We start from the raw sequence: 13,038 nt of genomic DNA, 5'->3' as shown, positions 1-13,038 counted from the left end.
TGCGAGTAAAAGTGACGATATGAATTCTCTGTTTGCCAGTACGGCCCGTGGGCTGGAAGAGCTGTTAAAAACTGAACTGGAAGGCCTGGGCGCCCAAGAGTGCCAGATTGCCCAGGGCGGCGTCCATTTCCAGGGCGACACGCAGCTTCTGTACAAAAGCCTGATGTGGAGCCGCCTGGCGTCGCGCATTATGATGCCGCTGGGAGAATGTAGCGTCTGGAGCGATCTCGATCTTTACCTGGGCGTGCAGGCCATTGACTGGACGTCTATCTTTACCCCCGATGCCACCTTTGCGGTGAGCTTCGGCGGCCTGAACGATAGCATTCGTAACAGCCAGTACGGCGCGTTGAAGGTGAAAGATGCGATTGTCGATGCCTTTACGCGTAAGAATCTGCCGCGTCCGAACGTCGATCGTGACAATCCGGATCTGCGCATTAACGTCCGTTTGAATAAAGAGACCGCTTATATTTCGCTTGATCTGAGCGGTGAAGGTCTGCACCTGCGCGGCTACCGCGATCGTACCGGTATGGCGCCGATCAAAGAGAACCTGGCGGCCGCTATCGTCATGCGTTCCGGCTGGGTGCCGGGGACGCCGCTGCTCGATCCGATGTGTGGTTCCGGTACGCTGCTTATCGAAGCGGCAATGTGGGCTACCGACCGCGCGCCGGGGCTGCATCGTGGTCACTGGGGCTTCAACGGTTGGGCACAGCACGATGATGCGGTCTGGAAAGAGGTAAAAGCTGACGCTCAGACCCGCGCTCGTGCCGGTCTGGCGGCCTATGAATCCCGTTTCTTTGGTTCTGACGTTGACAGCCGTGTGGTTGAGCTGGCGCGCAGCAACGCCCGTCGCGCCGGAATTGGCGAGCTTATCACCTTTGAAGTGAAAGACGTGGCGCAGCTGACCAACCCGCTGCCGAAAGGCCCTTACGGTACCGTTATCAGCAACCCGCCATACGGCGAACGTCTGGAAAGCGAACCGGCATTGATTGCGATGCACAGCCTGCTGGGCCGCAATATGAAAAACCACTTTGGCGGCTGGAACCTGTCGCTGTTTAGCGCCTCTCCGGAGCTGTTAAGCTGCCTGCAGCTGCGCGCTGAGCGTCAGTTTAAAGCCAAAAACGGCCCGCTGGACTGCGTACAGAAAAACTACCATCTGACCGAAACCACCGGTGAGAAGCCCGCTTCTCTGGCAGAAGATTACGCCAACCGTCTGCGTAAAAATCTGAAGAAATATGAAAAGTGGGCAAAACAGGAAGGAATTGAATGCTACCGCTTGTACGACGCTGACCTGCCGGAATACAACGTGGCCGTTGACCGTTACGCCGACTGGGTGGTGGTGCAGGAATACGCGCCGCCGAAAACCGTTGATGCCAATAAAGCGCGTCAGCGTCTGTTCGACATTATTGCCGCCACTATCGCCGTATTGGGCATCGCGCCAAACAAGCTGGTGCTGAAAACCCGCGAGCGTCAGAAAGGTAAAAATCAGTACCAGAAGATGAACGAGAAGGGCGACTTTATGCAGGTGAGCGAATACAACGCGCGCCTGTGGGTCAACCTGACCGACTACCTGGATACCGGCCTGTTCCTCGACCACCGCATCGCTCGCCGCATGCTGGGCGAAATGAGCAAGGGCAAAGATTTCCTCAATCTGTTCTCGTACACCGGCAGCGCCAGCGTGCACGCAGGTCTGGGCGGCGCACGCTCCACGACCACCGTGGATATGTCGCGTACCTACCTGGAGTGGGCGGAGCGCAACCTGCGCCTGAACGGCCTGACCGGCCGCGCGCATCGCCTGATGCAGGCAGACGTGCTGGCATGGCTGCGCGATACTGACGAACAGTTCGACGTGATCTTTATCGATCCGCCGACCTTCTCCAACTCCAAACGCATGGACGATGCGTTTGACGTTCAGCGCGACCACCTGCGTTTGATGAAGGATCTGAAGCGTCTGCTGCGCAAAGGCGGCACCATCATGTTCTCCAACAACAAACGCGGTTTCCGTATGGATCACGACGGCCTGGCAGAACTGGGACTGAAAGCACAAGATATTACCCAAAAAACACAGTCACAGGATTTCGCTCGTAACCGTCAGATCCACAACTGCTGGCTGATTACCGCAGCCTGAAAGGAATAAAGAATGTCATTGATTAGTATGCATGGCGCCTGGCTGTCGTTCAGCGATGCGCCGCTTCTCGATAATGCCGAACTGCATATTGAGGATAACGAGCGCGTCTGTCTGGTCGGCCGTAACGGCGCGGGCAAATCAACGCTGATGAAGATCCTCAACCGTGAACAGGGCCTGGACGATGGACGCATTGTCTACGAGCAGGATCTGGTCGTCGCGCGTCTGCAGCAGGATCCGCCGCGCAACGTGCAGGGCAGCGTGTATGATTTCGTCGCCGAGGGTATTGAAGAACAGGCGATATACCTCAAACGCTATCACGATATCTCGCATCTGGTGATGAGCGATCCGAGCGATAAAAACCTGCAGGAGCTGGCAAAGGTTCAGGAACAGCTGGATCACCACGGCCTGTGGCAGCTTGAAAACCGTATCAACGAAGTGCTGGCGCAGCTTGGGCTGGAGCCGGATATGGAGCTGGCCTCGCTCTCCGGCGGCTGGCTGCGTAAAGCGGCGCTGGGCCGTGCGCTGGTCAGCGCGCCCCGCGTACTGCTGCTCGATGAACCGACTAACCACCTGGATATCGAAACCATCGACTGGCTGGAAGGTTTCCTGAAAACCTTCAAAGGTACGATTATCTTTATCTCGCACGACCGTTCGTTTATTCGCAATATGGCGACCCGTATTGTCGATCTCGATCGTGGCAAGCTGGTGACGTATCCGGGCAACTACGATCAGTATCTGATCGAGAAAGAAGAGGCGCTGCGCGTAGAAGAGCTGCAAAACGCCGAGTTCGACCGCAAGCTGGCGCAGGAAGAAGTGTGGATTCGCCAGGGCATTAAAGCGCGCCGTACCCGTAATGAAGGCCGCGTCCGCGCGCTGAAAGCGATGCGTAACGAACGTAGTGCCCGTCGTGAAGTGATGGGCAGCGCGAAAATGCAGGTTGAAGAGGCCTCGCGCTCCGGCAAAATTGTCTTTGAAATGGAAGACGTCAACTACCAGGTTGACGGCAAGGTGCTGGTGAAAGACTTCTCCGCGCAGGTACAGCGCGGTGACAAAATTGCGCTTATCGGGGCCAACGGCTGCGGTAAAACCACGCTGCTGAAGCTGATGCTTGGCCAGCTGCAGGCCGATAGCGGTCGCATTCACGTCGGTACCAAACTGGAAGTCGCCTATTTTGATCAACACCGCGCTGAACTGGATCCGGATCGGACGGTGATGGATAACCTGGCGGAAGGCAAGCAGGAAGTCATGGTCAACGGCAAGCCGCGTCACGTGTTGGGCTATCTGCAGGACTTCCTGTTCCACCCGAAACGGGCAATGACGCCGGTGCGCGCGCTGTCCGGTGGGGAACGTAACCGTCTGCTGCTGGCGCGTCTGTTCCTGAAGCCAAGTAACCTGTTGATTCTCGATGAACCCACCAACGACCTCGATGTTGAAACGCTTGAACTGCTGGAAGAGTTAATTGACGGCTATCAGGGTACCGTGCTGCTGGTGAGCCACGACCGTCAGTTTGTCGACAACACCGTCACCGAATGCTGGATCTTCGAAGGCGAAGGGCGCATCGGTCAGTATGTTGGCGGCTATCATGATGCGCGCGGTCAGCAGTCGCAGTCATTGGCGCAAAAACAGGCAGTAGCGAAAAAAACGACGGAAGTTGTTCAGCCAAAAGCAGAAACTGTCAAACGCGGCAGTAACAAACTAAGCTATAACCTGCAGCGCGAGCTGGAACAGCTGCCGCAAAAACTGGAGTCGCTGGAAGCCGAACTCGAGGTGTTACAGGCGCAGGTAGCGGATGCGGCGTTCTTTAGTCAGCCACACGACCATACCCAAAAGGTGCTGGCCGACCTGTCCCAGGCAGAGCAGGCGCTGGAAGAGGCGTTTGAACGTTGGGAATATCTGGAAGCGTTGAAAAACGGCGCCTGATTGAGGAATTTTCATGTGCGATCAACATCATGCTGCGCAGCATATTCTCTGCTCACAGTGCGACATGCTGGTGGCGTTGCCGCACCTTGAGCACCGACATAAGGCCGCGTGCCCGCGCTGCGGCACAACGCTGACCACCGCGTGGGACGAGCCGAGACGCCGTCCCACGGCCTATGTGCTGGTGGCGCTGTTTATGCTGCTGCTGGCCAACCTGTTCCCGTTTATCAGCATGAACGTGGCGGGGGTTAACAGCCAGATTGAACTGCTGGAAATTCCCGGAGTCATGTTTTCCGAAGACTACGCCAGCCTGGGCACTTTCTTCCTGCTGTTTGTCCAGCTAGTGCCGGCGTTTTGTCTTGTCACTATTCTTCTGCTGGTAAACCGTGTGCGTATGCCGCATCGGCTGAAGGCTTTCCTGGCACGTATTCTGTTCACGCTGAAAACCTGGGGAATGGCGGAAATCTTCCTTGCCGGGGTGCTGGTGAGCTTCGTGAAGCTGATGGCCTACGGCGATATTGGGGTGGGCAGCAGTTTCCTGCCCTGGTGTCTGTTCTGCCTGCTTCAGTTGCGTACGTTCCAGTGCGTCGACCGCCGCTGGCTGTGGGATGATATTGCGCCCATGCCGCCGCTGAAGCAGACGCTGCAACCTGGCGTCACCGGTATTCGCCAGGGGCTGCGTTCGTGTGCGTGCTGCACGGCGATTTTACCTGCCGACCAGCTCGAGTGCCCGCGCTGTCACAGTAAAGGCCACGTGCGCCGTAAGAACAGCCTGCAGTGGACCATGGCGCTGCTGGTGACCTCGATTATGTTGTATCTCCCGGCCAATATTCTGCCGATTATGATTACCGATTTGCTCGGCGACAAAATGCCATCGACGATCATTGCGGGGGTCATTTTGCTGTGGAGCGAAGGGTCATATCCGGTAGCGATGGTGATTTTCCTGGCCAGTATCATGGTGCCGACGCTGAAGATGATTGCCATTGCCTGGCTGTGTCTGGATGCCAACGGCATGAAGCGACGCCATCGCGACAGCGAGCGGATGCATCTGATTTATGAAGTGGTCGGTTCGTGGGCCGCTGGTCGATGATTGACGTGTTCGTGATCGCCGTACTCTCTGCGCTGGTGCGCATTGGGGGATTAATGAATATTTACCCGGCAATCGGTGCGCTGATGTTTGCGCTGGTTGTCATAATGACCATGTTCTCGGCAATGACGTTTGATCCGCGTTTATCGTGGGATCGGGAACCTGAATCAAGCCATGAGGAGTCGTAAAAGCATGGAAACCAAGAGTGGGGAGGCAAAGGTGCAAAAAGTGAAAAACTGGTCTCCCGTTTGGATCTTCCCGATTGTGACTGCGCTTATTGGCGCGTGGATCCTGTTCTATCACTATAGCCATCAGGGCCCGGAAGTGACGCTTATCACCACCAACGCAGAGGGCATTGAAGGCGGTAAAACCACCATCAAAAGCCGCAGCGTCGACGTGGGCGTGGTCGAAAGCACTACGCTAACCGATGACCTGACGCACGTGGAGATTAAGGCGCGTCTGAATTCGGGGATGGAGAAGCTGCTGCATAAAGATTCCGTCTTTTGGGTGGTGAAACCGCAGGTGGGCCGCGAGGGCATTAGCGGGCTGGGCACGCTGCTGTCCGGTGCCTATATTGAGCTGCAGCCGGGCACCAAAGGTTCGACGCAGGACCAATATCAACTCCTTGATGCGCCGCCGCTGGCGCCGCCGGATGCGAAGGGGATTCGTGTCCTTCTCGACAGCAAGAAGGCCGGGCAGCTTAACCCCGGCGATCCGGTACTGTTCCGCGGCTATCGCGTCGGCTCGGTGGAAACCAGCTCGTTCGATCCGCAGAGTCGCAGCATTTCCTATCAGCTGTTTATCAGCGCACCTAACGATCGTCTGGTGACCAGCAACGTTCGCTTCTGGAAGGACAGCGGCGTGGCGGTAGACCTGACTTCTGCCGGGATGCGCGTAGAAATGGGCTCACTGGCGACGCTATTTAGCGGCGGCGTTAGTTTTGACGTGCCGGAAGGTGTAGATTTGGGGCAACCGATCGCCGAAAAGACCGAGTTCAAGCTTTATGACGATCAGAAGAGTATCCAGGACTCGCTGTATACCGAGCACGTTGACTATCTGATGTTCTTTAAAGATTCAGTGCGTGGTCTGCAGCCGGGGGCTCCGGTTGAGTTCCGCGGCATTCGTCTGGGGACGGTCGATCAGGTGCCTTTCTTCGTTCCGGGGCTTCAGCAGGCGCTGAATAATGACTACCGTATTCCCGTCAAGATTCGCATTGAGCCGGAGCGTCTGAAAAGCGCGCTGGGTGAAAATCCGGATATCGCCAGCCACCTTGATGAGCTAACCCAGCGCGGCCTGCGCGGGGCGCTGAAAACGGGGAACCTGGTGACCGGCGCGCTGTATGTCGACATGGACTTTTATCCGAAAGAACCGGCAGTGACCGGCATGAGAAGCTTCGGCGGCTACCAGATTGTGCCTACCGTCAGCGGTGGCCTGGCGCAGATTCAGCAGCGCCTGATGGACACCCTGGATAAGATCAACAATCTGCCGTTAACGCCGATGGTTGAACAGGCGACCAACACGCTGTCGGAAAGCCAGAACACCATGCGCCGTCTGCAAACAACGCTGGATAATCTGAACAAAATCACCGCCAGCCAGTCCGCTCAGCAGCTGCCGGCCGACATGCAGAAAACACTGCGTGAGCTGAACCGTAGCATGCAGGGCTTCCAGCCAGGATCTGCGGCTTACAACAAAATGGTCGCCGATATGCAGCGCCTGGATCAGGTATTGCGCGAATTGCAGCCGGTGCTGAAGACGCTGAATGAGAAGAGCAACGCGCTGGTATTCGAAGCGAAGGATAAAAAAGATCCAGAGCCTAAGAGGGCGAAATAATGAAAAAGTGGTTAGTCATTGCCGCCGCCTGCCTGTTGGCAGCCTGTAGCAGCACGGAGAATAAAACGTACTATCAGCTGCCGTTGGCTACGGGCACGGTGCAAAACGGTGCCAGCAGCACCGGTCAGCGGATGCTGTGGATTGAGCAGGTGAATATTCCTGACTTTCTTGCCGGCAGCGGCGTGGTGTACCAGACCAGCGACGTTCAGTACGTGATTGCCAGTAACAATCTGTGGGCCAGCCCGCTGGATCAGCAACTGCGCACGACGCTGGTCTCCAATCTGAGCAATCAGCTGCCAGGCTGGGTCGTGTCGTCGCAGCCGCTAGGTAGCGATCAGGATACGCTGAATGTCTCGGTGAGCGGCTTCCATGGCCGTTATGATGGCAAAGTGGTGGTCAGCGGCGAATGGCTGCTTAATCACCAGGGGCAGTTGACCAAACGTCCTTTCCACATTGAGCTGGCTCAGCAGCAGGACGGTTACGATGCGATGGTGAAAACGCTCGCCCAGGCATGGAGCCAGGAAGCGGCATCTATCGCCAGGACTATCAATCGTTAACTATAAGTAGAATTAATCGTTCTAAAGGCCGCCGCCGGTGTTAAACCGACGGCGGTTTTTTTATCCCTGATGTCAGCGTGTTACCTGTGCGGCCTCACATTTCTTGTACAAATGTTCTTCTGAGTAGCTCACAAATATGACAAAGGTATGAATTCTACGCATTGACGGGGCCATTTTTTAGCGGTATTCGTATTGTGTGGTTGCATACTTTGTAGCCACTGTTTTCTTTTCCACCAGACCAAGATATGAGGGAAACGAGGCATGAAGAGACAAAAACGAGATCGCCTGGAGCGGGCACATCAGCGTGGATATCAGGCCGGTATTACCGGGCGTCCGAAAGAAATGTGTCCTTACCAGACTATAAACCAGAGGTCTTACTGGCTGGGAGGCTGGCGAGAGGCCATGGAGGACAGGGCAGTAGTTGCCTGACACTGTCTCTTTAAAAAGAAACCTCCGCAGTGCGGAGGTTTCGCCTTAGATTCATCAGACAAATTTATCGCCAGCAGAAAGTGGCGATAACTCGTATCAGAATGCAGAGGTATCCTGGAACAAGCCGGCTTTCAGGTCGGTTGCGGAGTAGATCAGGCGACCATCAACCAGCACTTCGCCATCCGCCAGGCCCATAATCAGACGACGGTTAACAACGCGCTTGAAGTGAATACGGTAGGTCACTTTCTTCGCCGTTGGCAGTACCTGACCGGTGAACTTCACTTCACCCACGCCCAGCGCACGGCCTTTGCCTTCGCCGCCCAGCCAGCCGAGGTAGAAACCGACCAGCTGCCACATTGCATCCAGACCCAGGCAACCAGGCATTACCGGATCGCCGATAAAGTGGCAACCGAAGAACCACAGGTCCGGGTTAATATCCAGTTCGGCTTCAACGTAACCTTTGTCAAAATTGCCGCCGGTTTCGGTCATTTTCACGACACGATCCATCATCAGCATGCTAGGAGCCGGTAACTGCGGGCCTTTAGCGCCGAACAGTTCACCGCGACCAGAGGCAAGAAGGTCTTCTTTTGTATAAGATTCGCGTTTATCTACCATGTTTTAAGTAAGCCTTATTTTAAGTTCGGGACGCAGGATAGCTAACACGTGTACGCTGAACAAGTCCGATCAGTTGGAGTTCGGACGGTTTAACCAGCGTAGCGGCCACGGATAGCGGTAGCGAGGCTCCTGCTGAGTGGCTTGTGCAATGCGTTCCTGAATAGTTTGCAACAGCGTCTGGCCTTCGCCATCCCAGTTGAGCTGGGTGAGAAGCGGCAGCGCATCGGTGACGTCATCAATAGCCCAGATAGAGAACTCACCGGCCTCTACGGCTTCCTGTACCTCAGTTGCGAGGCTCAGATGGCGTACGTTGGCAGAGGGAATGATGACCCCCTGTTTTCCGGTCAGGCCGCGCTGAGCGCAGATAGCAAAGAAACCTTCAATTTTTTCATTCAGTCCGCCGACCGGCTGAGCACGGCCAAACTGGTCAACCGAACCGGTCATCGCGATGCTTTGATTAATCGGGACGTTTGCCAGGGCGCTGATCAGCGCACACAGTTCTGCCATTGACGCGCTATCGCCGTCGACTTCGCTGTACGACTGTTCAAAGGTCAGCGAGGCGGAGAACGGGATTTGCTGATCCAGGTCCAGTTCGGCCATCAGGAAAGCCTGCATTAGCATCATGCCTTTAGCATGAATGTTACCGCCGAGTTCGGCTTTACGTTCAACGTCGGTGAACTCGCCGTCGCCGATGTGGACAACGCAGCTAATACGCGACGGTTCACCGAACGGGCGCGGGTGGCCTGGGAAGTCAATGACCGACAGGGCGTTAATCTGGCCGATGCATTCGCCTTCGGTTTCAATCAGGATTTGCTCAAGCAGAATCTCATCCTGCATACGCTCGGCAAGGAAACCTTCGCGCCACTGGCGCTGAGTCAGCATCGTTTTCAGCTGTTCTGCGTTAATCACTTTATCGGTGGTAAACGGCGCCGCTTCGCGCAGCTGGCGGCTAATCCACAGCGGGCAGAGCGGCATGATTTCCTGGTCACCGGTATAGCGCGCGCCTTCCTGCATCAGCAGTGGCCAGGCGTCAGCGGCCAGCCCGGGCAGCGATTTTTCACGCGCTACGGTCCATACCCACTGACACCACTGGCGCAGCGTCTCTTCGTCGGCAAGCTGCACGCTGTCTTCAAATTCACTGTACAGTGAGGATTCGCAGAGCTCTGGCTCCATTTCCTGAAGATCCGCCAGCGAATCACGCTCGCCGACCAGAATAACCTTCAGATTAAGCGGCATTGAGGGAATGCTGACCGGCAGTGGACGAGCATCGTCAAAGGTCAGCCATTCAAAGCGCTGCTGGATCACCTGATTCTTTAAGCGCATCCACAGCAGCGGCTGGCTCATCAGCGTGCGCAGAGGCAGCACGAGAATGCCGCCGTTCGCCTGATGCACCAGGCCCGGCTGAAGGCTGATTTCGCCATTAAACTGACGCACGCAGCCAAACAGCTGCTCGGCCTCAGCCCAGTCGGCAAAAATGACCGGCCCCTGGCTGGCGAAGTTGTCTTCGGCACTGCTGGCGGGGTGCATGGTGATGTGACTGCCGGAAACCTGATAGTCGACGCCCGTCAGGGTTGGTTCTGCGTCATCACGCAGGGACTGCGTCGTTTGAGCGAGCAGCTGCAGGTACTCTTTTTCTTCTGGCGCTTTAACCAGTAAGAAAGGGGAGATGCCCTGAGGATGCAGAAACTGCTCAAGCGCGTAGTGTAAACGAGCCTGTAGCTCGCTGAATAAAATGTCGTTTTCTGAGGCTAAATCAGGCTGGGTAAATAGCGCCTGGAATGCTTCAGTCGCGGGGGCGAGAAAGCGCCGGGAAAGAGTATTTATAGTCAATGTCGCTATTTTTAGTCAGATGTAAAGTGCGTGATTATACCCGATGCCGTCGGGAAGCTCACGGAGAATAGGGAAGTATCTTGTACCACGGTTTTTATCCGTATCACAGTTGCAGATTTCTTCTCAGCACATTGAGAAAAAACTGTTATCCTGAAAAGAGTTACACGGTCACACTGAGATCGCAATGAAATATCAACAACTGGAAAATCTTGAAAGCGGCTGGAAGTGGAAATACCTGGTGAAAAAGCACCGGGAAGGCGAGCCCATCACCCGCTATATTGAAGCCAGCGCCGCGCAAGAGGCCGTCGATGTTTTGCTGAAGCTGGAAAACGAGCCGGTGCAGGTCAATGGCTGGATTGCTCAGCATATCAATCCGCAGCTCGTTAATCGGATGAAGCAAACTATTCGTGCGCGCCGTAAGCGCCATTTCAACGCCGAGCATCAGCATACCCGCAAGAAATCTATCGATCTGGAATTTGCGGTCTGGCAACGTCTGGCCGGGCTGGCGCAGCGTCGCGGTATTACGCTCTCTGAAACTATCGTTCAGCTGATTGAAGATGCGGAAAATAAAGAGAAATACGCCAGTAAAATGTCCAGCCTGAAGCAGGACCTTGAGGCTATGCTGGGCAAAGATAAATAGGCTATTTTGCTCGTCGTTCTGCAAAGCAGGCCGAGAAAAGACCAAAAAAAACCCCGCAGCGCGGGGTTTTTTATTAGACGATAACTTAAGCCTGCGGCTGAGTTACAACGTCTTTGATGCCTTTAACTTCGATCTCTACGCGACGATCCGGAGCCAGGCAGTCGATCAGCGCAGCTTTCGCTTTTACGCCGTCACAGGTGTTGCCAGTAACCGGGTTAGATTTGCCCATGCCACGTGCAGAGATTTTGTCAGACGGGATACCTTTAGATACCAGGTAATCAACGACGGACTGAGCACGTTTCTCGGACAGACCCTGGTTGTAAGCGTCAGAACCGATGCGGTCAGTGAAGCCCAGAACAACAACGGAACCGTCTTTCGGATCCAGGTTGCTCAGCTGGGAGTACATCTGATCCAGAGCCTGTTTACCTTCCGGTTTCAGGGTTGCTTTGTTGAAGTTAAACAGAACGTCAGACTTCAGAGTGAAGTGTTTGGTCTGTACTTCTGGAGCCGGAGCCGGAGCCGGAGCAACTACCGGAGCTGCTGCATCCTGCTGGCCGAAGCGGTAGGAAACACCTACGCTCAGCATGCCGTTGTCAGGACGTACGCCGACGGTGTTTGCGTCGCCGATGTTGTTAACCCACTGGTATTCCAGACGGGTAGCGATGTCACGAGTAACAGCCCACTCAACGCCGCCAGCGAATACTGGGGAAACGCCGGTGTCGTGATGGTCGCCAGCGATGTTGTTGCTGGAGTCAGCACGCCATACCATACCGCCCAGACGGGTGTAGATGTCCAGGTCGTCAGTGATTGGGTAGCCCAGTTTAGCAGTCAGCTGAACGCCTTGAGCTTTCAGAGCGCCATTGGTCTGGCTGCCGGTGTATTCCATACGGCCCAGCCAGTCGTAACCCATTTCGAAACCAACGTACGGGTTAACCTGGTAACCACCGAACGCGCCTGCGCCCAGCTGGCTCTCGTGGGTGGAACCGTTGTTGTTCAGGTCACTCTGGTACCAACCGGTGTCATGGAACTGGGACCAACCCAGTTTACCACCAGCATACCAGGTGTTGTCTTGCGGAGCGGCCTGCGCTACAGAAGCGAAGCCTGCCAGTGCCACTGCAATCGCGATAGCTGTCTTTTTCATTTTTTGCGCCTCGTTATCATCCAAAATTTGCCATGAAGTTCTAAATAGACTCACGGTTAAATCCTTCCACCGGGGGCGGGGCTTAGTTAAATACTCAGCAGATATCTGCGGTGTTAAGCTGAGCACCCCTGGCGATGTAAAGTCTACAACGTCGCCGGAAACTTACAAGTGTGAACTCCGTCAGGCTTATGAAAAAAAAAGAGTTGTATACGCAATATTTAACAAATGCGTCGAAAAAATAATCGATATTAACGGCGGGAAACCGCATCAGACCGGCATTCTGCCTGAAAATGCCCAGAAAAACGGCGACATAAAAAAAATGCAAAAAAATTCCCAGGAAAATTCCTAATTTGGCTCAATGGAACAAATTTGAGTGAATTTTTATCCCATTGTATTGTCCTGTTGGGTGTAACGCAGACCGAACTGGTCGCATAATGAACACCATCGCGTTACCTTTCTCCGCTGCACTCTGTAAACGTGCATGTTCCTCAGCGGACAACTCGTCCGTCAACCAGCCAATAACCACGCTATAGTTACCGGTACGCGACGCGCGGATCATTGAATCAAGCATGTCGCAAGATGACATCTGGCGAAGCTGCATGACCTTGGTCAACGGTAAGCCGGAAGCTTGTACCCACTGGCGGCTCAGTTTCTGCTGTGGTGTGAGCCAGAGCTGCCAGCGCGACTGCTGGCCCAACTGCTGTAATAATGGCAAGAGCAGCAGCTGTGCCATCATTGGCTGATCCTCACGATATTGCACTTCACTAATTAACGCGGTATGCGCGCTATTGACGGAAGTCAGCGTATGGGAGGCCGTAGTGACGGCAGCGACAGAAGAACGATTTACGACACCAGAAGTATACATAG

At 55.0% G+C, this 13,038-nt stretch carries 10 protein-coding genes and 1 pseudogene; 7 read left to right on the top strand and 4 right to left on the bottom strand.

Going from position 1 to position 13,038, the window contains the following annotated elements:
• Positions 1-19: 19 nt before the first annotated feature.
• The 6 genes and pseudogenes from rlmKL (at position 20) to rmf (ending at position 7,945) form a co-directional block, all read left to right on the top strand.
• Entirely contained in the window at positions 20-2,125 is a 2,106-nt protein-coding gene (gene rlmKL / locus H7R76_RS15495) for a bifunctional 23S rRNA (guanine(2069)-N(7))-methyltransferase RlmK/23S rRNA (guanine(2445)-N(2))-methyltransferase RlmL (protein WP_106928790.1), read from the top strand.
• 12 nt (positions 2,126-2,137) lie between these two features.
• Positions 2,138-4,045 carry an ABC transporter ATP-binding protein gene (locus tag H7R76_RS15490; RefSeq protein ID WP_106928788.1) on the top strand — a complete coding sequence of 636 codons (1,908 nt, stop codon included), beginning with the start codon at positions 2,138-2,140 and terminating at the stop codon, positions 4,043-4,045.
• 13 nt (positions 4,046-4,058) lie between these two features.
• Positions 4,059-5,317: pseudogene (gene pqiA, locus H7R76_RS15485) on the top strand (membrane integrity-associated transporter subunit PqiA).
• Between the two features lie 4 nt (positions 5,318-5,321).
• Positions 5,322-6,959, top strand: a complete 1,638-nt coding sequence (pqiB, locus tag H7R76_RS15480) for an intermembrane transport protein PqiB (protein WP_106928785.1) — start codon at positions 5,322-5,324, stop codon at positions 6,957-6,959.
• Positions 6,959-7,516 (top strand): membrane integrity-associated transporter subunit PqiC, encoded by a 558-nt coding sequence (pqiC, locus tag H7R76_RS15475; protein ID WP_106928783.1) that lies wholly within the window; start codon positions 6,959-6,961, stop codon positions 7,514-7,516. Before pqiB ends, pqiC begins: the two co-directional genes overlap by 1 nt.
• 261 nt (positions 7,517-7,777) lie before the next feature.
• A complete protein-coding gene (gene rmf / locus H7R76_RS15470) occupies positions 7,778-7,945 on the top strand; it encodes a ribosome modulation factor (RefSeq protein ID WP_035892402.1) in 168 nt (55 codons plus the stop codon).
• 96 nt (positions 7,946-8,041) lie between these two features.
• Here the strand turns inward: rmf and fabA are convergent, their stop codons facing one another.
• Both fabA and H7R76_RS15460 read right to left on the bottom strand, forming a co-directional pair.
• On the bottom strand, positions 8,042-8,560 hold the full coding sequence (fabA, locus tag H7R76_RS15465) for a 3-hydroxyacyl-[acyl-carrier-protein] dehydratase FabA (protein ID WP_182965721.1): 519 nt from the start codon (positions 8,558-8,560) through the stop codon (positions 8,042-8,044).
• A 69-nt stretch (positions 8,561-8,629) separates the two neighbouring features.
• Complete coding sequence (locus H7R76_RS15460) at positions 8,630-10,390, bottom strand: AAA family ATPase (RefSeq protein ID WP_106928781.1); 1,761 nt, start codon at positions 10,388-10,390, stop codon at positions 8,630-8,632.
• A gap of 184 nt (positions 10,391-10,574) precedes the next feature.
• Here H7R76_RS15460 and matP point away from each other — a divergent pair, with 184 nt between their 5' ends.
• Positions 10,575-11,030 carry a macrodomain Ter protein MatP gene (gene matP / locus H7R76_RS15455; RefSeq protein WP_182965719.1) on the top strand — a complete coding sequence of 152 codons (456 nt, stop codon included), beginning with the start codon at positions 10,575-10,577 and terminating at the stop codon, positions 11,028-11,030.
• Between the two features lie 85 nt (positions 11,031-11,115).
• Here matP and ompA read toward each other — a convergent pair whose 3' ends face one another.
• On the bottom strand, positions 11,116-12,171 hold the full coding sequence (ompA, locus tag H7R76_RS15450; RefSeq protein ID WP_106928861.1) for a porin OmpA: 1,056 nt from the start codon (positions 12,169-12,171) through the stop codon (positions 11,116-11,118).
• A gap of 355 nt (positions 12,172-12,526) precedes the next feature.
• Positions 12,527-13,036, bottom strand: a complete 510-nt coding sequence (gene sulA / locus H7R76_RS15445; protein ID WP_106928778.1) for an SOS-induced cell division inhibitor SulA — start codon at positions 13,034-13,036, stop codon at positions 12,527-12,529.
• Positions 13,037-13,038: the final 2 nt, after the last annotated feature.

The organism is Klebsiella sp. WP8-S18-ESBL-06 (assembly GCF_014169755.1).
Lineage (GTDB): Bacteria > Pseudomonadota > Gammaproteobacteria > Enterobacterales > Enterobacteriaceae > Kluyvera > Kluyvera ascorbata_B.
The sequence above is the reverse complement of the archived record's forward strand: the minus strand, read 5'-3'. Positions and strand labels throughout refer to the sequence as shown.